Origin of the sequence: Pseudomonas sp. CFBP13508, assembly GCF_005233515.1 — a bacterium.
Classification (GTDB): Bacteria; Pseudomonadota; Gammaproteobacteria; order Pseudomonadales; family Pseudomonadaceae; genus Aquipseudomonas; species Aquipseudomonas mercuritolerans.
The window spans coordinates 215,346-241,246 of the sequence record NZ_QFZZ01000008.1 but is presented as its reverse complement, the minus strand read 5'-3'; the positions used below and the strand labels follow the sequence as shown (position 1 = coordinate 241,246).

Genomic DNA, 25,901 nt, shown 5'->3' with positions numbered 1-25,901 from the left:
GCGAGCCTGCTCGCGAAGAGGCCTGCCAACCAACACAAATCTCAGTTCAGAGTTCAGGAGTCCAGGTGACCCCGAACATCCACGCCCGACCTTCCTCACGATAGCCATACTGCGCGCCGTCATAGCTGTAGTTCGCTCGGCTGTAGCCCTTGTCCAGCAAGTTATCCACCTTCAGATCCAGCTTGATCTCACGGTTCAGCGCCCAACTGCTGCGCAGCCCGAGCGTGCCGTAGCCGCTCAGCGCCTGGGTATTGTTCAGGTCGTCGTAACTGCCGCTGACCAGTTGCCAACTGGCGCCCACTCCCAAGCGATCGAACTGCCGATCCACATCCCAGCTGGCCGTGCGCCGCGCACGCCGTGCCAGTGTGTGCCCGGTATCGCGATCTCGCGGATCAATGATCGCCACGCCAAGATTGCTCTGCCAGCCAAACAGCTCCTGCTTCAGTGCCGCTTCAAAGCCATTGATCCGGGCTGACGCAACGTTCTGCGGGCGTGAGTTGCTGCCGAAGATGATCGCGTCTTCCAGGTCGGTGCGGTAAATCGAGGCTTCCAGCCGCGCGCTGTCGCTCAACTGGCTGCGCCATTGCAGTTCGTAGCTTTTCGAGGTTTCCGGTTTCAGATCCGAGTTGCTATAGCTTGGGTAGTACAGGTCGTTGAAGGTCGGCGCACGGAACCCTTCGCTGTAGCTCAGCAGCACGTCGTTGTCCGGGTTCAGCGGCAGGGTGAAAGTGCCGCTCCAGGTGTTCTGGCTGCCGAACTGCTGGTTGTCGTCGTGGCGCAGGCCGATCTCGGTGGAGAAACTGTCGGCCTGATAACGATGCTGGATGAACGCTGCGCGATTCCAGCGGCTGTCCTCGTCAAACGCAGTGCTGCTGTTGACCCGGTCTTCGTACCAGTCGCCGCCGAGGATAAGGCTGTTGCGCGCGTCCAGCGTCAGGTCGTTCTGCCAGTTCACCGAGTCGCGATAGGTGTTGAACACCGTGCGCTCGTCGTTGAGCTTGTCGAAGGTCTTTTCGCGGTTTTCGCTGTGGCCGAATTCAATGCGGGTTTTCCAGGTTTCGTTGACCCGCGCATCGACATAACTGCTGATGCTACTGACATTGAAATCACTGTATGGCTGCTGTTGCACCGACTCGAAAGTGTCCATGTCGAAACGGCCGAACGGGTTGTCGAATTCGCTCCTGCCACGGTTATCCAGCAGATTGGCGCCGACTTCGACGTCATCGGTCAGCGCGTGGCTGAGGCTCAGGCTCAGGGATTTGTTGCGGTAGGCGTCATGGTCGCTGTCGCTTGGATACGACTCGCGGGTACGGTCGAGCCCGGCCGTTTCGTCGAGGCTGGCGCCGAGGTTGAAGCGGGTTTTGTCGTCGCCGCCGGATAAGCCGAAGCTGCGTTCCCATGTCTGCTGACTGCCGAAGCCCAGATGCAGGCGCGGCTGCAAGCCTTGCTCGGTGCCGCGCCGGGTGAAGATCTGAATCACCCCGCCAATCGCGTCGCTGCCGTAGATCACCGAGCGCGAACCGCGCAGCACTTCGACGCGCTCGATCTGCTCGATGTTCAGATGCTGCAGGTTGCTGTCGCCGGAGGTCGAGTTGCCGATGCGCTGGCCATCGACCAGCACCAGACTCTGCGCCGATTGCGTGCCGCGAATGTAGATCCCCGGCAGACTGCCGCGCCCACCGGTCTGCGCCACTTGCACGCCGGGCACGCGACGCAGCAGATCGGCCACATCGCTCGGTTGCAGGCGATCGATGTCTTCGCGAGTGAACACGGTGTTGGCGGCGCTGCTGTCGTTGCGCGCCTCGACCTGACGGTTGGCGCTGATCAGCATGTCCGGCAGCTTCAGCGCCTGATCGCGTTCGAATGTATCGGCAAGGGCGCTGGCGGTTGGCAGCAGGAGGAAGGGCAGGGCGAGGCGCGAGAGGTTCATGGACAGTCCAACGGGAGTTTCAGGTGTACACAAATCAAATGTGGGAGCGAGCCTGCTCGCGAAGGCGGTGTATCAGTCAGTTCGTCTTTGACTGACAGTCCGCTTTCGCGAGCAGGCTCGCTCCCACAAGGGTATTGCGTTTATTGGTCGAGCAATGCCAGCCGCTGGCGAATCGACGCTTCGATCCCGGCCTCATCCAGCCCGCACTCGGCAAGCATCTGCGCCGGTTTCGCATGCTCGACATAGATATCCGGCAAGCCCAGATGCAGCATCGACTTGAGAATGTTCTCGCGGGCGAGGAATTCGCTGACCGCGCCGCCGGCGCCGCCCATGATTGCGTTCTCTTCGATGGTCACCAACAACTCGTGGTTGCCGGCGATCTCGCGCACCAGGGCTTCATCCAGCGGTTTGACGAAACGCATGTCGACCACGGTGGCGTCGAGTTTCTCGGCGACTTTCAAGGCTTCGCTCAGTTGCACGCCGAACACCAGCATGGCGACTTTGCTGCCCTGACGACGGACGATGCCCTTGCCGATTTCGATCGCTTCGAGATCTTTTTCGATGACTGCATTCGGGCCGCTGCCACGCGGGTAACGCACTGCCGCCGGGCCGTTGTAGAGGTGGCCGGTGGTGAGCATCTTGCGCAATTCGTTTTCATCGCTCGGGGTCATGATGACCATGCCCGGGATGCAGCGCAGGTACGACAGGTCGTAGCTGCCAGCATGGGTCGGGCCGTCTTCGCCGACCAGACCGGCACGGTCGATGGCGAACAGCACGTCGAGGTTCTGCACCGCGACATCGTGCACCAATTGGTCGTAACCGCGTTGCAGGAATGTCGAGTAGATCGCCACCACCGGTTTCGCACCTTCGCAGGCCATGCCGGCGGCGAACGTGACCGCGTGCTGCTCGGCAATCGCCACGTCGAAATAACGCTCGGGGAAGCGCTCGCTGAACGCCACCAGATCCGAGCCTTCCTTCATCGCTGGGGTGATCCCGACCAGACGCGCGTCCGCCTCCGCCATGTCGCACAGCCACTCGCCGAACACCGCCGAATACTTCGGCCCGCTAGCGGCTTTCGGCGCAGCGGCCGGAGCGTCCAGTGGTTCGAGTTTGGTGATGGCGTGGTAACCGATCGGGTCGACTTCCGCCGGGGCGAAGCCTTTGCCTTTCTTGGTGACGATGTGCAGGAATTGCGGGCCTTTGAGATCGCGCATGTTGCGCAGCGTGGCTATCAGGGTTGGCAGGTCGTGGCCGTCGATCGGGCCGATATAGTTCCAGCCCAGCTCTTCGAACAGGGTGCCGGGGACCAGCATGCCCTTGGCATATTCTTCGGTGCGACGGGCGATTTCCCAGGCGCCGGGCAGGCGCGATAGAACTTTCTTGCTGCCCTCGCGCATGCTCGCGTAGGTGCGGCTGGACAGGATCTTCGCCAGATAATTCGACAACCCGCCGACGTTGCGCGAGATCGACATATCGTTGTCGTTGAGGATCACCAGCATGTTGGCGTTGACTTCCGGCGCATGGTTCAGCGCCTCGAAAGCCATGCCGGCGGTCAGCGCGCCGTCGCCGATCACGGCGATAGCCTTGCGATCGCTGTCCTGCAGACGGGCGGCAATGGCCATGCCCAGCGCGGCACTGATCGAGGTGCTGGAGTGGCCGACCCCGAAGGTGTCGTACTCGCTCTCGGAGCGACGCGGGAACGCGGCAATGCCGTCCTTCTGGCGCAGGCTGGCCATGCGCTCGCGGCGACCGGTGAGGATCTTGTGCGGATACGCCTGATGCCCGACGTCCCACAGCAGACGGTCGTCCGGGGTGTCGAAAACGTAATGCAGCGCGATGGTCAGCTCGATCACGCCCAGGCCGGCACCGAAATGCCCACCGGTCTGGCCGACCGTGTAGAGCAATTCCAGGCGCAACTCATCGGCCAGGGTTTCCAGCTCGGCTTCGCCTAACCGGCGCAGGCCGTCCGGCGTGTTCGCGCGGTCGAGCAGGGGCGTGGTCGGGCGCTTGCGGGGAATCTCATGAAACGTCGTGGGCATCAGGCGAATCGTTATAGGTATAAAAGATGCGGCAGTTTACCTGATGCATCGCCCCCTGCCCACGCGTTGGTCTTTTTTGGCCGATACGCCGTCAGTTGCGCCGCTCGACGATATACCGCGCCAGCTCGCGCAACGGCTCGGCGGCCGCGTCAAACGGTCGCAGCGCCTGCAAGGCCTGATCGCGCAGTTCCAGAGCATAGGCCTTGGCGGCGTCGAGGCCGAGCAGGGCCGGGTAGGTCGGCTTGTCGCGGGCAATATCGGCGCCCTGGCGTTTGCCGAGGGTCGCGGTATCGCTTTCCACGTCGAGGATGTCGTCCTGCACCTGAAAGGCCAGACCGATGGCCTGTGCATAAGTCTGCAACGCCTGAAGCTGATCGGGTTGGGCGCGGCCGCTGGCCAGGGCGCCGAGCCTGACGCTGACTTCAATCAGCGCACCGGTCTTGTGCCGGTGCATCTGTTCGAGGGCTGTTTGATCGAGCTTGAGACCGACCGAGCCGAGGTCGATGGCCTGGCCACCGACCATGCCCGCCGGGCCGGCTGCATGGGCCAGCGCTGTGACCATCTGCAGACGGATGTCGCTGCTGCAATCGCTCAGGCGCGGGTCGAGCAGGGCGCTGAAGGCCAGGCTCTGCAAGCCGTCACCGGCGAGGATCGCGCAGGCTTCGTCGAATTTCTTGTGAGTGGTCGGCTGGCCGCGACGCAGATCGTCGTCGTCCATGGCCGGCAAATCGTCGTGCACCAGCGAGTAGGCGTGGATCAACTCGACCGCACACGCCGCGCCGCTGGCCTGTTCAGCCTTTGCGCCGAGGGCTTCGCACGCCGCGTAAGCCAGCAACGGGCGCACGCGTTTGCCGCCGTTCATCACGCTGTAGCGCATTGCTTCGTAGAGCCGCGCCAGTTCCGGCAGCGGCGCATTGAACAGCGTCTCCAGCGCCGCGTTGACCCGGGCCTGACTGCTCGCCGAATACGCCGCGATCATTCTGGCTCATCCGCGTCGAAGGGTTCCTCGGCGAGCTCGCCATCGCGCTCCAGCAGCACCTGCACTTTCTGCTCGGCCTGGGCCAGCGCCGCCTGGCAGTCACGGGTCAGGCCGATGCCCTGCTCGAAAGCGGTCAGCGAGTCTTCCAGCGACAACTCACCGTTCTCCAGACGCTCGACCAGTGTTTGCAGGTCGGCGAGGGATTGTTCGAAATCCAGTGCAGCTTTTTTGCGGGCCATGGCGGCAATTTCCGGTAGACGTTAAACCGGCGCGACACTAGCAGATAGGGGGGGTATGGGCAAATGAGCGGGCCGTCGCCAAGCCTCTCCATAACGGTCGGCGAGTCAATCCGGATAGTTGATTTTGTAACGCGTACTGCGTCCGCCGCCCGGCAGGCGTTGCAGGCAGCCCTTGTCCAGCAACTCCGCCAGATGCCGCGTCGCGGTGGCTTTGGAAACTTTCGCAACCGCTTGATATTGCCCTGCGCTGAGGCCCTGTTCGAAACCGCGCTCACCGCCATCGAGCAAGCGCTTGAGCACTTTGATCTGCTCCGCTGAAAGGTCGGACTCGCGGTGCGTCTGCCAGAAGCGGGTTTTGCCCAAGACCGAATCTATCCGGGTGATGGCTTGCTGCAGGCTGCGCAGCAAGGTCTGCAAAAACCAGGTCAGCCATTCGGTGATATCGAGCGTGGCCTTTTGGCTCGACTCCAGAATCCGGTAATAACCGGCGCGATCCTCGAGAATGCTTGCGGACATCGCGTAGAAGCGGATCGCCTGCGCTTCGCCTTGAGCCAGTGCCAGATCGGTGATAGTGCGGGTCAGACGACCGTTGCCGTCATCGAAAGGGTGCAGAGTGACAAACCAGAAATGCGCGATGCCAGCGCGTAACAGCGGATCCAGCGAAACCTGATTGCGGCTGGCTTCGAACCAGCTCAAAAAACGCTCAATTTGCTGTTCCAGCCCTTGGCGCGGTGGCGCCTCAAAGTGAACCGTTGGTTGGTCGAGTCGTCCGGACACCACCTGCATCGGTTCGTCGCCGCGCAAGGTACCGACGAGTATTGGCCGCGCGCTGAACATCGCTTCCTCGGCGGGGAAAAGCCAGCTGTGCCATTCCAGCAATCGGGCCAGAGTCAGCGGCTCGTCGAAGCCATGGGTGGCATCGAGCATCAATTGCGCCAAGCCCTCGCTACGCTGGCTGACGCTATCGCGATCAGTCCATTCCAGACCCAGGCGCCGGGCCAGAGAGGAACGCACGGAGCCGACATTCAGTTGCTCACCTTCGATGGCGGAGGAGGTGACGATGTTCTGAAGCAACGCATCGAGCTCGCTCTGTGCGCTCATCGAATCGCCCACTGAGCCGGCCATTCCCAAGAGTCGGCCCTGCGTCTGCACGCACTCACGCAGCAGCGGGGCGAGGCGCTCGGCTTGCCAATTGAAGTCGGGCCAATCCGGTTGTTGCCAGATCCAGTGCGCGGTCATTGATCACCTGTCGAAGAAGCGTGAGCCGAATAACAAAGCTATTCGGCTCATTTGGTGAGCCGAATATGCCGGCTATTCGGCTCACCGTCTACCAGGGCGGCGCAATTCCTACAGCCATCACACATGTATCCGATTGTTAAAAAACTGCCGAATCGCTACTCTTCGCGGCTTCTACGGCTCCGACAGTTGCGGGGCATTCAGACGAAACGCAGTTCACCGCTGTGAAGTACCGAGGATCGGGTGCAAGGTTTCGTTCAAGGCATGGCAGGAGGCGTCACATGCGTTCATTTCTTTTGCTGCTGATCGGCCTCGCCTGCGCACCTGCGCTGTGGGCCGCGCCGACTGCGCAGGTGTCCGAGCCGGTCGGCGGCTGGCGTTATCACGGCTTGCTCGATCGCTCGGAAAATCCGCAGGTCGCCTACCCGACGCCGCCGATCGATCGCGGCATTCAGCGCAATCGCACGATGATCCAGGGCCAGCTCAAAGCCCTCGGCCACATGCGTCCGCCGCACAGCCTCGCCGTCAACGGCAATCCATTGAATCTGTACACCGACGACGATGGGCGTTTCGCCCGGCCTTACGCCTTCGGCGCCGGTTCCAACAGCGTTGAAGTGATCAGCGCCGAAGGGCAGTCGCTCAAGCGCGTGCAATTTTATGAAGCAAATAATCTGCGCACGCCGGCGAAGATTCGTCTTGTCTTGGGATGGGACGACCCGAAAGCCGAGCTGGATCTGCATATTGTCACCCCCGACGGTCAGCATGCCTTTTGGGCAAGGCCGGCGTTGAGCAATGGCGGCGGCCTCGACCCGGATGGCGTCGACGGCCCCGGCCCGGAAATGTTCACCATGACCGCGCCGCTGCACGGCACGTATCTGGTCTACGTCAACTATTGGGGCAACTACGGCGATGGTGGCTATAACTTCGAGGAAGCCAGCAATCAGAACGAGGTGATCACCTCGCAGATCACCCTGGTGCTCAACGAAAACACCGTCGACGAAAAACGCGAAACCTTCATCGTGCCCCTGCGGGCGATCGGTGATCTGCTGCTGGTCAAGACTTTCAACTATTAAGCATCCCGCCACGGATGAACTCGGATGTTGTGAACATGAGCGATAACACTGTGACTCCAGCTGCCGCGACACCGGCGGCCAAACCTTCGCGGCGCTGGCCGCTGGTCGTGCTCGGCCTGTGCCTGGTGGCCGGTGTGGCGGGTGGTTTCGGCTGGCTGCTGCTCAAGCCCAAAGCGCCGCCGGCGACACTTGCCAGTGACAAGCTCGGCCTCGGCCGTCCAGACGCCTTGCTCGAAACCCGCTCACTGAGCCAATTGCCCAAGGACCTGCTGACAGTGCCGTTTCTCAAGGCCACGCTCACCGAGGATTTCGTCTTCTATTACGAAACTCACGCCGACCGCCTCGGCCTGATCGGCAGCCTGCGCCGGATCATCTACGAGCATGACCTCAAATTGCAGGACAGCCTGATCGAGCAGCTTTTTGATCAACCGGCCGATGTCGCGCTGTGGCGTGGCGCCGATGGTCGTTTGAAGGATTTTCTCTTGGTGATGGATCGCGGCGGCTTGGCCAAGCTGCTCGAGCCGTTGGCGAAAGTGGCGCTGGATGACACCCAGCTCAGCATCTTCGGCACTCTCAAAGTCGGCGGCGACGACGTGCCGCTGTATCAACTCAGCTACAACGCCAGCAAATCACTGCTGTTCGCGTCGCGCGGCGACAAACTGGTGGTGCTGTCCAATCCAGCCAAGTACTACGACCCCGAGAGCGGCGTCTCGGAAGAGTCGGGCCGCGTTTCCGCGCAAGCGCTGGCGGCGTTGCTCAACGGTGAAAAGCTCTTCCCCGAAGCGTTCGGCTTGCCAGCGAAAAACCCGGAAACCAAGCAGCGTCTGTCGGTCAATTCCAGCGTGCTCGCCATGGGCTATCAGCGCTTCATCCCGAATTTCGCCGGACTGCGTTTCGACATGGACGACAAGGGCTGGCACAGCTATCTGGCCATGGATGAGCTGGAAAACCAGCCGGACTTCGATTTCAAACCGGTCTGGCAGGCGATGCCGTTGGGGGCGAGCGCTTGCGTGACCCTGCCGGTGGCGGCCGAGCCGCAGAAACCGATATTAATCAAGCTCGGTGCCGATGAAGCTGTTGCGCAAACGCTGACCGAACACGTCGCTGGCGCGGCCGGCCTGTGCTGGTACGCCGATTCGCGGTTGTACACACCGCTGCTGGTCGCCAGCCTCAAAGACGAGGACAGCAGCAAGCTTGATGGTGATCTGGGCAAATTGTTCGGTTCGATGGTCGGCGCGTTCGAAGCCAACGTCGCCGAAAGCGTATTTCCGGTGATCGACAAGCAGGAAGGCCAGAGCCACGTCTGGCAGCGTCAGGTCAGTTCCAGTTTCGGGCCGTACGCGGCGAAGACCGCTGAAAACCCGGAGGCGATTTCCGGCAAGGCGTTCATGAAGGTCAGTCTCGCCCGTCATGGCTCGACGCTGCTGTTTTCCCTCGACGACAAACTCGTCGACAAAGCCCTCGGCACCCTCGACAAGCGCTTCCCGCCGATGGCCGACGTTTTGCCAAAAGATGTACTGATGCCGATCTACTTCGGCCCGGACGCGATGGCGCAACTGATGCAGCGCGAAACCCTCGACAGCCTGCCGCAGGACATGGAACCGGTGTTTTATAACGCTGCGCAAACCTATCTGATGCCGAAACTGCGCACCCTCGGCGGCTACGGCAAATATGCCCTGACCCTGCCCGAAGGCAGTGAGCCGGATGGCCACTGGCAATGGCTGCCGCTGGAATGGAAAGCGCTGTGAGCGCACTGATCCGCAGCCTCGGCCTGCTCGCGCTGTTGCTCAGCGCAGGCGCCCGCGCGGTTGAAGCGCCGGCGCTCGACCCGGCGCAATCCCAGGTGTTTCGCGCCTGGTTTGTGCGTATTGCTCAAGAGCAATTGAGCCAGGGCCCGAGCCCGCGCTGGTATCAGCAGGACTGCGCCGGGCTGGTGCGCTTTGCCGCCAACGAAGCGCTGAAAGTCCACGACGACAAATGGCTGCGCAGCAATGGTCTGTCCAATCGCTATCTGCCGCCGGAACTGACGCTGAGCGACGAGCAACGCAAGCTCGCGCAACAGTGGCAGCAGGGCGGCGGCAAGGTCGGGCCGTACGTCAACGCGATCAAACTTATTCAGTTCAACAGCCATCTGGTCGGCCGCGATGTGTCGCAGGCGCGGCCCGGTGACCTGATGTTTTTCGATCAGGGCGACGACCAGCACCTGATGATCTGGATGGGCCGCTACATCGCCTATCACACCGGCACCACCACCCCCACTGACAACGGCATGCGTTCGGCAAGCCTGCAGCAACTCATGACATGGAAGGACACCCGATGGATACCCGACGCAGCCAACCCCAACTTCATCGGCGTCTATCGACTGAACTTTCTCTCCCAATGACCGGTGCCCGCATGTTGCGTATCTGTTCGCGAATTTCCTTGCTGTTGGCGTTGTTGCTGCCGTTTTCCTGCGTCAACGCCGAAGACTCGGTGGAGCCGAGCAATTACACGCCGGTGGCCGGTGAGAGTTTCTTCCTGCTCGCCGACAGCAGTTTTGCCAGCGACGAGCAGGCGATGGTCCGCCTTGAAGCACCGGGTCGTGACTACCGGCGCTTTCGTATGGAGCCGTACGGCGGCGCCGACATTCGCGTATATCGCATCGACAAGCCGCTGGATTTCCTCAAGCGCCAGAAGAACCTGCATCGCGTCGTCAGCGACGGCCAGTTCAAGGGCGAAGGTCTGTCCAACACTCTCGCCTATCTGTGGGACAACTGGTATCGCAAATCCCGGCGGGTGATGCAGCGTGCGTTCTCCTACGAGTCGCGCAAGCAGGTCACCGAAGAAGTGCCGGAGTTGAAAATGGGTGAGGCCATGGCCGCGCCGACGCCGTACGACGCGCAGCCGCAATTCGCGCTGATCCCGGGTCTGCCGGTGGTCAGCCAGTTCCGTTATCCGCTGTGGCAGGCCAAGCCTATCCAGCCGCCGGCCGGGGTTAATCTGGCCGGCTCGTCCAGCGACTTCGTCAGCGTCGCGCCGGGCAACGTCTACATCCCGCTGGGTAACCTGAAACCGGGGCTGTATCTGGTTGAAGCGCTGATCGGCAAGTACCGCGCGACCACCATGGTTTTCGTCTCCAACACCGTCGCGGTGAGCAAGATTGCCGGTGACGAATTACTGGTCTGGGCCGCGCGCAAACACGAGGGCAGCTCGGTGCCGAAGGTCAATGTGCTGTGGACCGATGGCCTCGGCGTGATGAGCAGCGGTGCTACCGATGCCGATGGTTTGCTGCGCCTGAAACACGTCAGCCCGGAGCGCTCGTTCGTCATCGGCGAGGACGAAGAGGGCGGCGTGTTCGTCTCGGAAAACTTCTACTACGACAGCGAAATCTACGACACCAAACTTTACGCCTTCACCGACCGGCCGCTGTATCGTCCGGGCGATTGGGTGTCGCTGAAAATCGTCGGTCGCGAGTTCAAGAATGCCCGTGATTCGGTGCTGCCGGGCGCGGCGGATGTCAGTGTCAGCGTGCTTGATGCCACGGGGACCGAATTGCAGACCCTCGATCTGAAACTGGATTCGAAAGCAGGTACGCAGGGTCGCTTCCAGTTGCCGGATAACGCCGTGGCCGGTGGTTACGAGATCCGTTTCAACTACAAGGATCAGGCCTACAGCAGTGCTTTCCGCGTTGCCGAATACATCAAGCCGCACTTCGAAATCTCGCTCAATCTGGCCAAGCAGGATTACCGCACCGGTGAGCCGGTGAAAGGCAGTCTGGTGCTGCTCTACCCCGACGGCAAACCGGTGGCCAATGCCAAATTGAGCCTGAGCCTGCGCGCCCAGCAATTGTCGATGGTCGACAACGAGCTGCAATACCTCGGGCAATTCCCGGTGGAGCTGACCAGCACCGAACTGACCACCGACAGCAAGGGCAACGCGACCCTCGACCTGCCAGCCGCCGACAAGCCAAGCCGCTACATGCTCACTGTGTTTGCCAGCGACGGCGCGGCTTATCGGGTGAAGACCACCAAGGAAATCCTCATCGACCGTGGCGCGGCGAGTTTCCGCTTGAGCGCGCCGCAGCGGTTCAGTGCGGTCGGTGACAAGGTTGCCTTCAGCTACGCCAATGAGGGTGGCACCGAACAAAGCAAAGCCGTAACGCCGAGCAGCTACGCCTGGGTGCGCCTGGAAGATCAGAGCACCGGCGAAGGCAAACTCGCCGCAACGGACAAAGGCTTCAGCCTCGCCTTCGAACGTCCGGGCACTTACAACCTGACGCTGAAGGATCAACACGGTCGCGTCCTCGGCGCCACCGGCCACTCGGTCACCGGCGACGGTGTGAAAGCGGTGCCGGGTACCGTGGAAATCGTCCTCGACAAGCCCGAGTACAAGGCGGGCGAAGAAGCGCTGGCGCTGATCACCTTCCCTGAGCCGGTCAGCGATGCACTGCTGTCGCTGGAGCGCGACAAGGTCGAGGCCACTGCGCTGCTGGCCAAGGGCGCTGACTGGTTGAAGCTGGAAAAACTCAGCGACACCCAATACCGCGCGCGCATTGCGGTGAAGGATAACTTCGCGCCGAACCTGACCTTCTCCGTGCTCTACACCAAGGGCGGTCAGTACAGCTTCCAGAACGCCGGGATCAAAGTGGTCGCGCCGCAAATCGACGTGGCGATCAGCACCGACAAAGCGGTGTATCTGCCGGGCGATACGGTCACGGTCGACCTCACCACGCAGTTCGCCGGTAAAGCGGTTCCGGCGCATCTGACGGTCAGCGTGGTCGACGAAATGGTCTATGCGCTGCAACCGGAAGTCGCGCCGAGCATCGACCAGTTCTTCTATCATCCGCGGCGCAACAACGTGCGCACCAGTGCCAGCCTGTCATTCATCAGCTACGACGTGGCATTGCCGGGCAGCCCCGGCGCACCGGGCAAGGCCAATCGCAGCGAACGCGGCGTGAAAGTGCTTGAGCGTCCGCGCCGTGAAGACGTCGACACCGCTGCGTGGCAGCCGGAGTTGTTGACCGGCGCCGACGGCAAAACCCGTTTCACCTTCAAGATGCCGGACTCGCTGACCCGCTGGCGCATCACCGCGCGGGCGATTGCCGATGACGGTCAGGTCGGGCAGAAGAAGCAGTTTGTCCGTTCGGAAAAACCGCTGTACCTGAAGTGGAGCGGGCCGAGCAAATTCCGCAAGGGCGATCAGCCGCAACTGGGCGTGTTTGCGTTCAGTCAGGCGGAGAAACCGGTCAAGGCGGAACTGGTGACTCACTATGCCGGTACCGAACAACGTCTGCCGGTGACTTTGAACAGCGGCATCAATTACCTGCCACTGCCGGCGTTCGCTTTGGCCTCTGGCGAGTGGACGGCGGAGCTGGTGCAGGATGGCAAAGTCGCCGATGCCCTGGCTGTGCGCTTGAGTGCCACCGGTGAAGGCTGGCAGGTCACGCAAACGCAAAGTCTCGATGTGGTCAGCGGCGATACACCCTTGAGTTTGCCGGCGGATGCCACGGATATTCGCCTGCGTCTGGATGACAGTCCGCAAGCGCTGTTCCGTTCCGCCCTCGATGATCTGCTCAGCTACCCGTACGGCGGCGTCGAGCAGACGGCCAGTCGCTTGCTGCCGCTAAGCATCGCTTATCCATCGCTGGCCTCGAACCCGCAGATTCGCGATCGCTTGCGCCTGATCATGCAAAACAGTCGTCTGCGCCTGGTGCAAATGGCCGGGCCGTCTGCGAGCTTCACCTGGTGGGGCTACGACGGCGAGCCGGATGCATTTCTCACCGCCTATGCCTATTACGCCGACTGGAATGCCAGCCGCGTACTCGACCTGACCCTGCCGCCGGAGCACTGGCAGCGGGTGCTGGAGGTTTATGCCAAGCAAGCGCCGAATACGCCATTGCTGCAACGGGCGCTGATTCTGTCGTTCGCCAAACAGATGGAATTGCCAGTGAACACGCTGCTCAGCGGTCTGATCGACGATCTGGCCAAGGCCGGTGAAGGCGCTGCCGAAACCTTGCTCGACGACGGCCAGGACAGTCTGGTGATGAACGACCCGGATTCGGCACTTGGTCTGGCGGCGGCGCGGGTACTCACTGCATCGTTGGCCACGCAGGCGAAAGTTGCTTTGCCGGAGGCGTTCAATCGGCAACTGGGCGCAGCGCAACAACGTCTGGCGGTCAGCTCGCAGCCCTTCGTTGAAGCACTGAACCTGTCGCTGCAACCGTTCGATCAGGCTCGCGCGACGGCGTTGTTGCAACGTCTGTTGCCGCAGCAATCGACACTGGAACGTGCACTGGCGCTGACCTGGCTGCAACGCAGCATCGCTCAGGCCTCGCCGACCATCGCGCTGATGCCGGGTGAAGGCTGGAAGAAAAACCACGGCGCCAGCGGCGAGATGTACTGGACATGGCAAGGTGCGACGCCGCTGCCGAATGTGCTGAGCGTGTCCGGCACGCAAGAGCGGCCGCTGCGTGCTGCGCTGAGCTTCCAGACCCAACAGCCGCAGGTCGATCCGATGGCCGTGACCATCACCCGGCGCCTGTCGCGTCTGGTGCCGGGCGACGAAGCGTTCACCTTCAAACTCGAGCCGGTCGGCACTAAACCGTTGTCCAGCGACAGCCTGTACCTGGACGAGGTGATCCTCACCAGCAAGGCAGCGAAACCGCTGCGCTACGGCATGCTTGAAGTGCCGCTGCCACCGGGCGCGGATGTTGAGCGCACGACGTGGGGCATCAAGTTGCAGGGCAAGGACGGCACCGAACCGACCGCGCTGGAGAAGGCGCGTTTCGAACCGGGACAACTGGCATACGCGGTGCCGGTCGACGCGCTGAGTGGCGAGTTGCGCCTGCGTCATCTGGTGCGCTTCTCGCAGAAGGGCCAGTTCAACCTGCCGCCGGTACGCTTCAAGCAAGTGTATGCACCGCAGCATCAGGCCCAGGAGGCGAAAGCCGCCCTCGGTCAGGTCACGGTCAACTGACATGCGCCGGCCGCTGTTGTGGCTGCTGATGTACGTGATGCCGGCGCTGGCGACAGCGCAGGACGAGCCGTTGCGCGTGGCCTATCAGGGCGAGTTGTTGTCGTTGAGTCAGACGCAACTGATCAAGCGCGAACTGTTGCCAGCGTCGCTGGATGCGCCGCTGGGCAGTCTGTGGAAGTTGTTCGTCTACGCGTGGCTGGTGGATACCGGTGCACGGGAACCGGCTTATGAATGTCGCGGGCAGTCCAAAGAAGAAGTTTATTGCTGCTCGGCGGGCGGCAGGATCGAGCGGGATCAGGCGCTGGTGAAATCCTGCGGTCTGTATTTCGAACCGGCGCGGTTGGGCATTGCAGCGACGGATTGGCGAGCGTATTGGCAGGCGCGGCAGGCGCCGTCGTGGTTGCTGGATTTGCCAGCCGTGCAACCGGCAACAAGGGTTTCGGTTGCCGAGTTATTGAGCGTTCTGGCGTTGCTGTCAGCGCAGGAACAGATGCGCCGCGTGCTGCTCGATGTCGTGCTGAACGCGGCGGACGGCAATGTCGTTGGCGAGTTGGGCGGGCGCCTGCGGGTGAAGACCTGGAGCTGGCTCGGCGACCAGGATGCACAATCGCGGCAAGGTGGATTCGCCGGCTGGAGCGCCGACGGCGCACCGATCTGGGCGGGTGGGCGCGGTACCAGTCAGATGGTCCTGCGTCATTACGGCCAAGCGTTGGCCAGCGTGTTGCCGACGGCGTGGCCAGCGGACACGGGGCGTTGTGTGGAAGTCGGGCTGTTTTCGAAATATCCGGTTTCGAAGGTTCTGGTCGGGGATCGTGTCGCCACGTCCGGGCCATTGCGCGGCGACTACCGCGTAGAATTCGCCAACGGCAATGCGCTGGACATCCACAGCGATGGCGAACTGTTTCTGCTCAACGACAAACTCGTCGCAAGACTTGATCGCGAAGAATATGTCGCCCGCGTTCTCGAACGCGAAGCCAAACCGCAACCCGCCGAAGCCGCCAAGGCGCTGGCCGTAGCGATCCGCACTTATCTGCTGCAAAACGCCACGCGCAACGGCGACTGCCTGAGCATCGACGACAGCAGCAATCGCCAGCGCGTCGCCCCGCGCCCAGCCTCGGCCGAGTCACGCAACATCGCGGCGTGGACGGCGGACCTGGTAATGGCTGGCAGCACCGTCACCTATCACTCCGACCAGCCCGGCCCAGACAAACTCGCCTGGCAGCAAGCCGTCGAGCAAGCGAACGCCGGCCAGCGCTACGACGCGATTCTGCTGCACGCCTATCCACGCGCCAGCCTCAGCCGCTGGGACAACCCGGTCGCCTCCTGCGAAGCATTGCCCGCCGCGCAAGACTGGCTGCAAAAGCAGCGACGCGGCTGGCGTCCGACGCTGGAAAGCGAAACCGGCTACAACGAAGTCAGCACTTTCGCCGTATGCAAACTCGCCTTCGGCCGGCCCTTCGTTGACCGCGAACGCCAGCGGATTTACGTGCGCGGCGTGCTGACCCTGCAGGATCGCCTCGACCTGACCCACGAATATCTGCACCTGGCCTTCGAAGCACACCCCAACGGCCAGGATGAAACCTACATCGAAGGGCTCGCCCGTCACCTTTTGCTGGAATAGACCATGACACTCCGTTATCCACAGGTCTTGCTGCTGCTCTGTGCCCTCAACGTGCTGCCGCAAGCATTCGCCGCCGATGGCGTCAAACTCGACACCCCGGTGGGCGGCTGGCGCAGCGGCGCACCGCAAGGCGAGGGCGAGAGCTTTCGCCAGACCGTCAACTACCCGGCCTCGTCGGTCAACACACCGCTTGGCCAGGCCAATACCGCCAGAATCAGCGGCCAGATCAAAGCCGTGCCGAAGAACAACGAACCCGGCCGCCTGATCGTCAACGGCGTCAGCATGCCACTGAAAATCGACCCAACCGGCGGCTTCGATCGCCCGTTCTCCTTCCCCAACGGCAGCAACAGCGTCGAAGTGCGCAGCGCCGACGGCCAGCGACGCCACCGCACGCAATTCCTCAACGCCCGCGGCGGCGCCACCCCGGCCAAACTGCGCGTCCTGCTGGCTTGGGACAGCGACGGCACCGACCTCGACCTGCACCTGATCACCCCTGATGGCGCCCACATCTGGTACGGCAACCGCGTCGCACCCAACGGCGCCGCCCTCGACGTCGACGTAACCACCGGCTACGGCCCGGAAATCGCCGCCATGCCCGCGCCGATCAAAGGGCAGTATCTGGTGTATGTGAATTATTACGGCGGCGGATATCGCGGAGATGACGAAGGGGGGGATGAAGCGGTGCAGGCGCTGACCACGGCGCAGGTGACGGTCATCACCGAAGAGGGCACGCCGAGCGAGAAGATGGAGACGTTTGTAGTGCCGATGCGGACGGCGGGAGAGCTGACGTTGGTGAAGTCGTTCAGTTATCCGTGAATCCGGCTAATCAGGAAAAACGCCACAAAGCGCGTTGCCCTGATAACCATGCACAATCGGCCCCAGCATCATGAACGGGCCGCAGGCGTAGAACGGCGACGCTACTTTTTGTTCTGAATTGAGCAAAACAATTTCATTGCCGAACTCGTCACTGCCGAAAGACTGCTCGTAGTACGACCTACACACGGGCAACTTCAACGGAACAGGAACGACCAACGCCCAAACCGTGAGACCGCACCATTCACGGGCAGGCGTTGATTGCGCGGTTCGGGTGACCGCCGGTGTGAGCGAGCGAGCGCTCAGAGCTTTGTACTGGTCAGTTCTGAGTGTGATTTTCTCAGGCAGAGCTACGATGGCACCCACGCAGCCAGAGATGCAGAAACTCATCGCGGCGGCCAGGGTGACCGTTCCGAGCATTTTGAGGCGAGGAGCGAATCGCACGTTTTAACTTCCTTGTGAATTGCTTCGGAACCGCTGTCCCGCTTGTTTGATTCCTGTGAGGCACGTCGATCAACTCAGGTCTTATAGGTCATCCAGGCTCACCTTGACTCGCTGAGTCAATGCGAGACGTTCGCTGACTACGGCAATCAGCGCTACATCTTCCTTACCGAGCAACGTCGTTTTGAAGGGAAGCTTTCCCCGCTCGGCCACATATTGGAGCGTCTGACACATTAATTCTGAAGGCGTGACGCCCAGCTTTTTTAGTTCTGCGAAGGAGCGCTCTTTCAGATCATCGTCAATTCGGATGTTGATGAAGGCCATGATGAAGTTCCTGTAATGAAGTTTGTCGTTACGACAGTAAGGTAATCACTTCAATAAATGGAGGCTCAGACTCCAAAAGGTAGGCGTAGCCTTTTTTGCAGGCATTAAAAAGCCGGCTTGTGGCCGGCTTCTCGGGGACTGGCTTGGTTTATTTTTGGTAAACCGCGCCAGCCTTCAAAACGTACATCCGGATCTGCGTCCGGCTGTGGGACTTGGTCAGACGTTGGTCTGCCGCGTCGGGCGTCATCCGAGCCGCTGGGCGGGTCGATGCGCGAATGTGGGGCGCAGGATACTGAGTTTTGCTCTGGATTCCCAGCCTCGAGTGCGGTTTAGAGCGACTGAAGCAGTACAAATCCTGGATTTGTACTGGTTATCAGGGCCCTCTTCGCGAGCAGGCTCGCTCCCACAGGTTCAAGTGAAATGTCATAGAAACGGCACCACCGGCCGGCGCTTGCCCAGTGTCGACCACCAGAACACCCAGCCAAGAATGTGAATCCGCTGCTCTTCGATCTGCGCCGGCCGGAAGACCTCGTCGGGGTATTCGGCGCTGTTGTGGCTGCGCATGCGCAGGCCGTTGCCGGGCATGCGGTGCAGGTATTTGATGCGCAGCATGCCGTCGTGCTCTACGGCGTAGATTTCGCCGTCGACGACCTGGGTCAGGCCACGGTCGATGGCGACGATGGAGCCGTCCTCGATGCGATCGGCCATGCTGTTGCCGATCATGTGCGCGCAGATGGCGTTGGCGTGCTGGATGTCGAGTTGATCGAGGTGGGCGCGGGGCAGGCGCAGGGACTGGTCGGGGTCGAGGATGACGTGGGTTTTGCCGTCGCCATTGGCGATCGGGGTTTCCTTGAAAAATGCCAGGTCAATGTCGCTGGGGTTGATGACGGTGTAGACGCCGCAGATGGACTGGGCATCGAACGTGTCGCCATTGCTGGCGGGTGGGTGCAGGCGCGCGACCTCCTTGACGCCTTCCCCGGTTTTCAGCCATTCACTATTGACCGACAACAGGCGTGAGACTTCTTCCATGCGATACGCCGGGACGCCCCGGGTGTACCAGTTATGAACGTTTTGGGCTTCCGTGCCCCAGAACCTTGCGAAATCCGTGGTGCTGATGTTCGCTGCTTCCAGGAGTGCCTTGAATCGTGGACCGCTAGTGTTCTTTCTCATAAACACGGAGTCTACGGCCGGACTAGAGCGGTTTGAATAAACCGGGCGTTCAAAAAAAGCCTGTATTTTGCGACGGGATGTAAGACGTACTTGTGGGAAATTAAACAGATTAAAACTGCATGTAGGAATTTAAACGGTTTGTTTAGTCGGGTTTTTTCAAGAGCCCCTCACCCCAACCCTCTCCCGGAGGGAGAGGGGGCCGACCAAGGTGTATTTCGAGTTACATCGAGCTGAAAAACCTAGTCGATTATGCAGACGCCAATAACAAAAAACCCCGGAAATCCGGGGTTTTCTTCAAGCGTCACGCAAAGCGCAATTGCTTAGCCCTTGTAGGCGGCAACCGACTTGGTGATCGCTTCGCGGGCGGCGTCTGCACCGGCCCAGCCTTCGATCTTGACCCACTTGCCCTTCTCGAGATCCTTGTAGTTCGCGAAGAAGTGCTCGATCTGCTGGATCAGCAGGGGCGGCAGGTCGGTGTATTCCTTCACATCGACGTACAGCTGCGACAGCTTGTCGTGTGGCACTGCGATGACTTTGGCATCGCCGCCGCCGTCGTCGGTCATGTTCAGGATGCCGACTGGACGGGCGCGGATTACCGAGCCTGGCGCTACCGGGTAAGGGGTCACGACCAGCACGTCCAGGGGATCACCGTCGTCAGCCAGGGTGTTCGGGATGTAACCGTAGTTGGCCGGGTAGAACATTGGGGTGGCCATGAAACGGTCAACGAACAGGCAATCGCTGTCTTTGTCGATTTCGTATTTGATCGGCGCGTGGTTGGCCGGGATCTCGATCGCGACGTAGATGTCGTTCGGCAGGTCTTTGCCAGCCGGAATCTTGCTGTAGCTCATTGGGCGTTGCCCCCGTAGTTGACCAAAAACACTTGGCCGGATTGACCAAAAAGTGGCGGCGATTATAGGCACATTCCTACGCCGACGCCACGTACCAGAAGTCGTGCAGAGCTTAGTCGTGCGCCTGATAGACCGGGTCTGTGGCCTGAAGTTGCCGCAGTCTGCCCAACGGATCCTGCCGGTAGAAAAGCTGCAGTTGCAAGTAGACCTGTGGATAAGCCTCGTGGAGCAGATCCGGGGCGCTGAAGAAGTATTCGCTGGTGACGGCGAAGAACTCCGCAGGGTTCTCGGCGGCGTAGGGATCAATGGCGGTTTCGGCGTCGGGATCGTGGTCGAGCTGGCGGTTGAGGTCGTCGTAGGCGGCCTGCATCACTTCAGCCCAGTCGCTGACGCGCATGTCGGCATGCAGCGGTGGCAGGCCGTTGGCGTCGCCGTTGAGCATATCGAGCTTGTGCGCCAGTTCGTGGATCACCAGGTTGTAGCCTTCCCAGCCACCGCTGGCCTGTACGCCGGGCCAGGCGAGAATCACCGGCCCCTGCTGCCAGGCCTCACCGCTGTGTTCGCCGTCCCACTCATGCTCGACGCCGCTGGCATCGCGATGGCGTTGCGGGCTGAGGAAGTCATCCGGGTACAGCACGATCTCGTGGAAACCCTGATACCAGTTCAGATCACCGAGATGCAGCAGCGGCAACTGTGCTTGGGCGGCGAGCAGCAGGCGTTGCTCCTGATGCAGTTCGACGCCGGGCAGGGCGGTCAGGTGTTTGTCGTCGAGAAACAGCACGCAGGCTTCACGCAACCACTGGTCTTCAGCAGCGCTGATGCCATCGAGGAAGGAGAGTTGGTGGCGCACCCGTTGCCACAGGTCGTCGGCAATCGGGTGCCTGGCCAGGAGGCGCCGGCGTCGCCAGGCGCTCAGTGACCACATCGGATCAGTGCGATTGCACTTTGGTGCCGCCGAACCGGCTGCGCACCACGCCGATGATCATCGGCACCAGCGACAGCAGGATGATTGCCACCACCAGCAGCGAAAGGTTTTTCTTGATGAACGGCACGTTGCCGAAGAAGTAACCCAGAGTGACCAGGCCGCCGACCCAGAGGATGGTGCCGAGCACGCTGAAACCGAAGAAACGCGGGTACGGCATCCGCGCGACGCCCGCGACGAACGGCGCGAAGGTGCGGATGATCGGAAGGAAACGCGCCATGGTCACGGTCTTGCCGCCATGCTTGTCGTAGAAGTCGTGGGTTTTTTGCAGGTAATCGCGACGGAAGATTTTCGAGTTCGGGTTGCTGAACAGCTTCTCCCCGGCCGTGCGTCCGATCACGTAGTTGGTACTGTCGCCCATGATCGCCGCCAGCATCAGCAGGCCACCGAGCAGCACCGGATCCATGCCGCCACCTGCGGCCACCGCGCCGGCGATGAACAGCAGCGAGTCTCCCGGCAGGAACGGCATCACCACCAGACCGGTTTCACAGAAAATCACCAGAAACAGGATGGCGTAGATCCATGGCCCATAGTTGTTCACCAGCAAATCGAGGTACACGTCGAGATGCAGGATAAGGTCGAGCGGGTTGAAATCCATGGGGGCACCTGTATGACGGCCCGACTCGGCAGGCCTGTGCGGATGACTTCGTGTAAGCCTACAGCGGGGTGTAGTTTTTCTTACAAGCCGGAAAGAACGGGATTATACGGTCTGACCGCTGAAAAGCGCGCCGGTTTTGTAGCGGGGAGTGTCGTGGTGTGAACAATTGTCAGCCCTCAAAAGATCGCAGCCTTCGCAGCTCCTACAATTGGAACGCGTTCCGCTGTAGGAGCTGCCGAAGGCTGCGATCTTTTGGGTTCAGAGCTCGTCGCTGATCGGCAGTACGTAGTTCTTGAACTCGGTGTCTTCCTTGAAACCGATCGATTCGTAGGTTTTCTGCGCCACTTCGTTGTTTGCGCTGGTCGATACGCGCATGCGCACGGCCTGGGTTTCCTTGGCCATTTTCTTCGCAGTGCGGATCAGGTTGTCGGCGACCAGTTGCCGGCGCGCATCTTCGGCAACGTAGATATCGTTGAGAATCCACACGCGTTTGAGCGACAGCGACGAAAAGCTCGGATAGAGCTGGCAGAAGCCCATGAGTTTCTTGTCATCATCGTCGGCCAGGGCCAGATAGATCACTGACTCTTTGCGGCGCAGGCGTTTTTCGAGGAACGCGCGGGAGGAATCCGGGTAAGGCAGGGAGCCGTAGAACTCGCGATATTTGACGAACAAAGGAGTCAGCAAATCCAGATGTTCGAGGGTCGCTTGAATAATCCGCATGATAGGTCTCGTCTTCAAGTGGCTGTCTTCAACTGCTCTGACGGCGATGGGAAACCCGGGCGGCCGTGCGTCGATCCTGCCTGAAAGCAGCGCAGAAAGGCAATGCGGAAACGGTTCAGGCTGGCGGTGGATCGAGCAGGAAGTTGCCTTTCATGTCGACAGCGTCGTCCGCCTCCAATGTGTGCAGCTGAGCTTCATCCTTCAGGTTGACCCCCGACAACTGGCGCCGACAGGCCTCGCGCATCAGATAGAGCAAGCGATGCGCCGCCATGCCGTAGCTCAGGCCTTCAAGCCGAACATTGGAAATGCAGTTGCGATACGCATCGGTCAGGCCGACCTTCGGCGCGTAAGTGAAATACAGCCCGAGGCTGTCCGGCGAACTCAGGCCCGGGCGCTCGCCGATCAGCATTACCACCATTTTCGCCCCGAGCAGCTGGCCGATCTCGTCACCGATGGCGACGCGGCCCTGTTCCACCAGCACCACCGGCGCCACGGACCAGCCGTCGCCGCTCATCTGTTCTTCCAGGCGTGTCAGGAACGGCAGCGTGTGGCGATGCACCGCCAGCGCCGACAGGCCATCCGCGACGACCATCACCAGATCGACCCCGCCCGGATGTTGGCTGGCGTAGTCGCGCAAGGTCTGCGCCGATTCATCGCTGAGCTTGCGCCCCAGATCCGGGCGTTGCAGATAGGTGTGTCGGTCCGGCGCGGCGCTTTGCAGCGCCAGGGTTTCCCGCCCGCGCTCGCTCAGTTGTGCGCTGATTTCGCTGTGATCGAAGGCCAGGTGCACAGCATCGCGGGCCTGGGCGTGGGCAAACTGAAAATCCAGCTGCGCCCGCGTCGGCAGGCTGGTGCCGGTGCGGCCCAGGGCAATGCGCGCCGGGGTCAGGCGGCGCAGTTCCAGCCACGGGTTTTGCGGATCGACCGGAGGTTTTTCCATAAGACTCATCCCAAGTGCGCCAAGGCCTGGCGGAAGGCCGGCGGCAGATTGTTGCCGAAGCGAACCTTGCCGTCCGCCTGGGTGAAGATGCCCATGTTGGCCAGCCATTGCTCGAACTCGGGCGCCGGTTTCAGGCCCAGGGTCTGGCGGGCGTACAAGGCGTCGTGAAACGAAGTGGTCTGGTAATTGAGCATGATGTCGTCCGAGCCGGGGATGCCCATGATGAAGTTGATGCCGGCGACGCCGAGCAACGTCAGCAGGGTATCCATGTCGTCCTGATCGGCTTCGGCGTGGTTGGTGTAGCAGATGTCGCAGCCCATCGGCACGCCGAGCAACTTGCCGCAGAAGTGATCTTCAAGGCCGGCGCGGATGATCTGCTTGCCGTTGTAGAGGTACTCCGGGCCGATAAATCCTACGACGGTGTTCACCAGGAACGGCTTGAAATGTCGCGCCACGGCGTAGGCCCTTGTCTCGCAGGTCTGTTGGTCGACACCGTGGTGGGCGTTGGCTGACAGCGCGCTGCCCTGACCGGTTTCGAAATACATCAGGTTCTGCCCGAGGGTGCCGCGCTTGAGACTGAGCCCGGCGTCGTAGCCTTCCTGCAACACGCTGAGGTTGATGCCGAAACTGGCATTGGCTGCCTCAGTACCGGCAATCGACTGGAACACCAGATCCAGCGGCACGCCACGGTTGATCGCCTCGATCGAAGTGGTGACGTGGGTCAGCACGCAGGCCTGGGTCGGGATGTCGTAGCGCTGGATGATCGCGTCGAGCATCTCCAGCATCGCGCAGATCGAAGCGATGCTGTCGGTGGCCGGGTTGACCCCGATCATTGCGTCGCCGTTGCCGTAGAGCAGGCCGTCGAGAATGCTCGCGGCGATGCCGGACGGCTCGTCGGTCGGGTGGTTGGGTTGCAGGCGGGTCGACAGGCGCCCGCGTAAACCGAGGGTGCCGCGAAATTGGGTGACCACGCGGATTTTCTGCGCGACCAGCACCAGATCCTGCACGCGCATGATCTTCGACACGGCGGCGACCATTTCCGGGGTCAAACCGGGGGCGAGGGCGCGCAGGCTGGTTTCGTCCGCCGCATCGCTGAGCAGCCAGTCGCGAAAGCCGCCGACGGTGAGGTGGCTGACCACGGCGAAGGCTTGTTTGTCGTGGGTGTCGATGATCAGCCGGGTAACTTCATCGGCTTCGTAGGGAATCAGCGCTTCTTGCAGGAAGTGCGTGAGCGGGATGTCCGCCAGGGCCATTTGCGCGGCCACCCGTTCGCCGTCGTTGAGCGCGGCGATCTCGGCGAGAAAATCCCCCGAGCGGGCAGGGCTGGCCTTGGCCATGACGTCTTTAAGGCTGTCGAAGCGGTAAGTCTGCGCGCCGACCGTTTGAGCAAAACTGGCCATTCAGCGTTCTCCGTGACGGCGCAGAATGGGTCTGCGCCGTGGTTTTCGACAATCAGTGCAAGGCTTGTTCAGCTTTTTGAATCGCCGCGAATTCTTCTTCCGGCGTGCCCGCTACCAAGTGATGCCGACTGTAGAAAGCAAAGTAAGCAATTAACACTCCATAGATGATCGCCGCGCCGATCACCACCCGTGGATCGACGAGGAAGCCCGCCACCACGGCGATGCACGCCAATACCAGCGCCACACCCGAGGTGAAAATGCCACCCGGCGTGCGGTACGGCCGGTCCATTTTGGGGCGACGGATGCGCAGGGTGATGTGCGCGGCCATCATCAGCACATAGGAAATGGTAGCGCCGAACACCGCAACCAGAATCAGCAGGTCGCCCTGACCGGTCAGCGACAGACCGAAACCGATGATGCCGGGGATCACCAAGGCCAGCACCGGCGCCTTGCTCTTGTTGGTCTGCGATAGTTTGCGCGGCAGGTAACCGGCCCGCGACAGCGCGAAGATCTGCCGCGAGTAGGCGTAGATGATCGAGAAGAAGCTGGCGATCAGTCCGGCCAGACCGACGAGATTGACGAAGCTGCCCATCCACGTCGAGCCGCCGTAGGCTTTGCTCAGGGCTTCGACCAGTGGATTACCTGACGTCAGCAGCGAATTCGCACCGGCGCCGCCGGGGCCGACGATCAGAATCAGCAGGGCGAACATCAGCAGCACCAGCATCGCCCCGATCAGGCCACGCGGCAGGTCGCGCTTGGGGTTTTTGGTTTCTTCAGCGGCCAGCGGCACGCCTTCGACGGCGAGGAAAAACCAGATCGCATAGGGAATCGCCGCCCATACGCCGACATAGCCGAACGGCAGAAACGGACTGGCGCCGACCGCAGTGGTCACCGGGATGTCGAGCAGGTTGGCGACGTCGAAGTGCGGCACCATCGCCACCAGAAACACCCCCAGCGCCAAGGCGGCGACGGCGGTGATGATGAACATCAGTTTGAGCGCTTCGCCGACCCCGAAAATGTGGATGGCGATGAAGATGATGTAGAACGCCAGATAGATCATCCAGCCGCCGATACCGAACAGCGACTCGCAGTAGGCGCCGATGAACACCGCGATGGCAGCGGGGGCGATGGCGTATTCGATGAGGATCGCGGTGCCGGTAAGAAACCCGCCCCACGGCCCGAAAGCACTGCGGGCGAAACCGTAGCCGCCGCCAGCGGTGGGAATCATCGAGGACAGTTCGGCCAGGGAAAAACACATGCACAGGTACATGGTCGCCATCAGCAGCGTGGCGAGAAACATGCCGCCCCAGCCACCTTGGGCGAGGCCGAAGTTCCAGCCGGCGTAATCGCCGGAAATCACATAGGCAACGCCGAGGCCGACCAGCAGGACCCAACCGGCGGCGCCTTTTTTCAATTCGCGTTGTTGGAAATAATCGGAGCCGACTTTCTCGAAGTCGACGGAGGAGCCGGTCGCCGGAGCGCCAGCCGGGGATTCGCTTGGCATAGGGTTCACCATTTTTATTGTTTTATTGGCCCGGCTACAGCCAGGCCATTGGGTTGAATGGCACAACGCTTTCGCGAGCAGGCCCGCTCC

The 25,901-nt window shown here is 61.5% G+C and carries 21 protein-coding genes; 6 read left to right on the top strand and 15 right to left on the bottom strand.

Translation table 11 applies throughout. The annotated features are described in order from the left end of the window. Positions 1-46: 46 nt before the first annotated feature. The 5 genes from PspCFBP13508_RS22000 to PspCFBP13508_RS21980 form a co-directional block, all read right to left on the bottom strand. Complete coding sequence (locus PspCFBP13508_RS22000) at positions 47-1,930, bottom strand: TonB-dependent receptor (RefSeq protein WP_137215682.1); 1,884 nt, start codon at positions 1,928-1,930, stop codon at positions 47-49. Positions 1,931-2,070: 140 nt separating this feature from the next. Then, on the bottom strand, positions 2,071-3,969 hold the full coding sequence (dxs, locus tag PspCFBP13508_RS21995) for a 1-deoxy-D-xylulose-5-phosphate synthase (RefSeq protein WP_137215681.1): 1,899 nt from the start codon (positions 3,967-3,969) through the stop codon (positions 2,071-2,073). A gap of 91 nt (positions 3,970-4,060) precedes the next feature. Continuing rightward, entirely contained in the window at positions 4,061-4,948 is an 888-nt protein-coding gene (gene ispA, locus PspCFBP13508_RS21990; protein ID WP_071173717.1) for a (2E,6E)-farnesyl diphosphate synthase, read from the bottom strand. Beyond that, a complete protein-coding gene (locus tag PspCFBP13508_RS21985) occupies positions 4,945-5,187 on the bottom strand; it encodes an exodeoxyribonuclease VII small subunit (RefSeq protein WP_016772991.1) in 243 nt (80 codons plus the stop codon). Before PspCFBP13508_RS21985 ends, ispA begins: the two co-directional genes overlap by 4 nt. Before the next feature lie 105 nt (positions 5,188-5,292). Beyond that, positions 5,293-6,426, bottom strand: coding sequence for a Fic family protein (locus PspCFBP13508_RS21980; protein ID WP_137215680.1), 1,134 nt, complete (start codon positions 6,424-6,426; stop codon positions 5,293-5,295). Between the two features lie 278 nt (positions 6,427-6,704). On the opposite strand from PspCFBP13508_RS21980, the gene PspCFBP13508_RS21975 reads away from it, so the two are divergent. Genes PspCFBP13508_RS21975 through PspCFBP13508_RS21950 form a run of 6 tightly spaced genes read left to right on the top strand, consistent with a single transcriptional unit; the run spans position 6,705 to position 16,887 of the window. Continuing rightward, positions 6,705-7,496 (top strand): DUF2135 domain-containing protein, encoded by a 792-nt coding sequence (locus PspCFBP13508_RS21975; protein ID WP_130912727.1) that lies wholly within the window; start codon positions 6,705-6,707, stop codon positions 7,494-7,496. A 35-nt stretch (positions 7,497-7,531) separates the two neighbouring features. Then, entirely contained in the window at positions 7,532-9,244 is a 1,713-nt protein-coding gene (locus PspCFBP13508_RS21970; protein WP_137215679.1) for a DUF2138 domain-containing protein, read from the top strand. Continuing rightward, positions 9,229-9,879, top strand: a complete 651-nt coding sequence (locus tag PspCFBP13508_RS21965; RefSeq protein ID WP_137215715.1) for a DUF1175 domain-containing protein — start codon at positions 9,229-9,231, stop codon at positions 9,877-9,879. Before PspCFBP13508_RS21970 ends, PspCFBP13508_RS21965 begins: the two co-directional genes overlap by 16 nt. Further along, positions 9,876-14,450 (top strand): alpha-2-macroglobulin, encoded by a 4,575-nt coding sequence (locus PspCFBP13508_RS21960; RefSeq protein ID WP_137215678.1) that lies wholly within the window; start codon positions 9,876-9,878, stop codon positions 14,448-14,450. Before PspCFBP13508_RS21965 ends, PspCFBP13508_RS21960 begins: the two co-directional genes overlap by 4 nt. Position 14,451: 1 nt before the next feature. Next, positions 14,452-16,071, top strand: a complete 1,620-nt coding sequence (locus PspCFBP13508_RS21955; RefSeq protein WP_137215677.1) for a DUF2300 domain-containing protein — start codon at positions 14,452-14,454, stop codon at positions 16,069-16,071. Positions 16,072-16,074: 3 nt separating this feature from the next. Beyond that, positions 16,075-16,887 carry a DUF2135 domain-containing protein gene (locus PspCFBP13508_RS21950; protein WP_137215676.1) on the top strand — a complete coding sequence of 271 codons (813 nt, stop codon included), beginning with the start codon at positions 16,075-16,077 and terminating at the stop codon, positions 16,885-16,887. 6 nt (positions 16,888-16,893) lie between these two features. Here the strand turns inward: PspCFBP13508_RS21950 and PspCFBP13508_RS21945 are convergent, their stop codons facing one another. From PspCFBP13508_RS21945 to eat, 10 genes are all read right to left on the bottom strand, one after another. After that, positions 16,894-17,328, bottom strand: coding sequence for a hypothetical protein (locus PspCFBP13508_RS21945; protein WP_241669540.1), 435 nt, complete (start codon positions 17,326-17,328; stop codon positions 16,894-16,896). 81 nt (positions 17,329-17,409) lie between these two features. Beyond that, positions 17,410-17,649 carry a type II toxin-antitoxin system RelB/DinJ family antitoxin gene (locus PspCFBP13508_RS21940; RefSeq protein ID WP_137215675.1) on the bottom strand — a complete coding sequence of 80 codons (240 nt, stop codon included), beginning with the start codon at positions 17,647-17,649 and terminating at the stop codon, positions 17,410-17,412. Between the two features lie 423 nt (positions 17,650-18,072). Then, a complete protein-coding gene (locus PspCFBP13508_RS21935; RefSeq protein ID WP_073475694.1) occupies positions 18,073-18,819 on the bottom strand; it encodes a S24 family peptidase in 747 nt (248 codons plus the stop codon). A 320-nt stretch (positions 18,820-19,139) separates the two neighbouring features. Beyond that, the gene (gene ppa / locus PspCFBP13508_RS21930; protein WP_003205933.1) at positions 19,140-19,667 is read right to left on the bottom strand and encodes an inorganic diphosphatase; all 528 of its coding nucleotides are present in this window, start codon (positions 19,665-19,667) and stop codon (positions 19,140-19,142) included. Between the two features lie 112 nt (positions 19,668-19,779). Then, positions 19,780-20,592: a zinc-dependent peptidase gene (locus tag PspCFBP13508_RS21925; RefSeq protein WP_137215674.1), complete on the bottom strand. Its 813-nt coding sequence runs from the start codon at positions 20,590-20,592 to the stop codon at positions 19,780-19,782. A gap of 4 nt (positions 20,593-20,596) precedes the next feature. After that, on the bottom strand, positions 20,597-21,247 hold the full coding sequence (locus PspCFBP13508_RS21920) for a DedA family protein (RefSeq protein ID WP_016773001.1): 651 nt from the start codon (positions 21,245-21,247) through the stop codon (positions 20,597-20,599). Positions 21,248-21,505: 258 nt separating this feature from the next. After that, the gene (locus PspCFBP13508_RS21915; RefSeq protein ID WP_016773002.1) at positions 21,506-21,967 is read right to left on the bottom strand and encodes a GNAT family N-acetyltransferase; all 462 of its coding nucleotides are present in this window, start codon (positions 21,965-21,967) and stop codon (positions 21,506-21,508) included. Positions 21,968-22,082: 115 nt separating this feature from the next. After that, complete coding sequence (gene eutC / locus PspCFBP13508_RS21910) at positions 22,083-22,907, bottom strand: ethanolamine ammonia-lyase subunit EutC (RefSeq protein WP_016773003.1); 825 nt, start codon at positions 22,905-22,907, stop codon at positions 22,083-22,085. A 5-nt stretch (positions 22,908-22,912) separates the two neighbouring features. Next, positions 22,913-24,307, bottom strand: a complete 1,395-nt coding sequence (locus PspCFBP13508_RS21905; protein WP_137215673.1) for an ethanolamine ammonia-lyase subunit EutB — start codon at positions 24,305-24,307, stop codon at positions 22,913-22,915. Positions 24,308-24,359: 52 nt separating this feature from the next. Then, positions 24,360-25,811, bottom strand: a complete 1,452-nt coding sequence (gene eat / locus PspCFBP13508_RS21900; RefSeq protein WP_039761854.1) for an ethanolamine permease — start codon at positions 25,809-25,811, stop codon at positions 24,360-24,362. Positions 25,812-25,901: the final 90 nt, after the last annotated feature.